The sequence below is a fragment of the Amycolatopsis rhizosphaerae genome, assembly GCF_007713715.1.
GTDB lineage: Bacteria > Actinomycetota > Actinomycetes > Mycobacteriales > Pseudonocardiaceae > Amycolatopsis_E > Amycolatopsis_E rhizosphaerae.
Genome location: NZ_VJWX01000884.1, coordinates 1 through 1,081 on the forward strand (window position 1 = coordinate 1; position 1,081 = coordinate 1,081).

At 73.5% G+C, this 1,081-nt stretch carries 1 protein-coding gene; it reads left to right on the plus strand.

The features are described from left to right. Nucleotides 1-1,079, plus strand: a 1,079-nt coding sequence (locus FNH05_RS37625) for a phosphodiester glycosidase family protein (protein ID WP_144593575.1), incomplete at its 5' end; no start/stop codon positions are given. Nucleotides 1,080-1,081: the final 2 nt, after the last annotated feature.

Below are 1,081 nucleotides of genomic sequence, written 5' to 3' on the forward strand. Positions count from 1 at the left end.
TCCTGATCCTGGTGGGCTGGTCGATCGGTTGTGCGCTGACCGCGCCCGGCACGGACAGCGTCGCCGCGCGGCTCGCCGAGTGGGGGCGTGACCACGGTCTCGGCGGCCTGATCACCTGGCTGGAAAAGCAGCAGTACGACCACAACCAGCCTGCCGTGGGCGGGACCCCGGCCGGCGGGATCCCCCAGGCGGCCGGGGCGGTACCGGAGGCCCCCGCGCCCGGTAACCACCCCGGGCCGGACGGCCTGCCCGAGCCCGCGCCGATGCCTTCGCTCACCGGCACCCCCCTGCTGCCCGGGGAGGGGCAGTGGCAGACCGTGGCGACCGTGCACGGCCACGCCGCGGTCCGCGTGACCACCCTGCGCCCCGACGAATCGCACACCTCCTTCGTCGCCGGGGTGATGTGGATCGATCCGACCTTCGTGCGCGGCGTGCTCCAGCCGGGCACCACCGATCCCGGCGGCACCTGGCAGGCAGCGACCTCGATCACACCCGCCCTGCAGCGCAGCGTGGTGGCGGCGTTCAACGCCGGGTTCCGCCTCAACGGGGACAGCCACGGCGGCTACTACAGCGAGGGCCGAACCCCGCGGCCCCTCGTGGACGGCGCCGCGAGCCTGGTGCTCCGTACCGACGGGACGGCCACGGTGGGTTCCTGGAACCAGGAGGTCCGGATGGGGCCCGAGGTGGCCAGCGTCCGGCAGAACCTGGTCGAACTGGTGGACAACGGGCAGGTCAACCCGACCTGCGCGACCGGCGGCACCGCGCAGTGGGGCAGCACCATCGGCCAGGCCGCCTACATCCACCGCTCGGCCTTCGGGGTGACCGCCGACGGCGCCGAAGTCTACGTCGGCGGGCCCGCCCTGTCGGTGTGCACCCTGGGCCGGATCCTGCAGGCGGCGGGCGTGGTGCGGGGCATGGAGCTGGACATCAATCCGGCTTGGGTCAGCGGGACCTACTTCCACGACCGGCCGACCGGGCCGCCCCAGGGGTTCAAGCTCTTCCCGGCCGAGGAGGTCTCGCCCCAGCACTACTTCTCGCCGTCCAGCCGCGACTGGTTCGGCTGGTACGCCCGTGACTGACC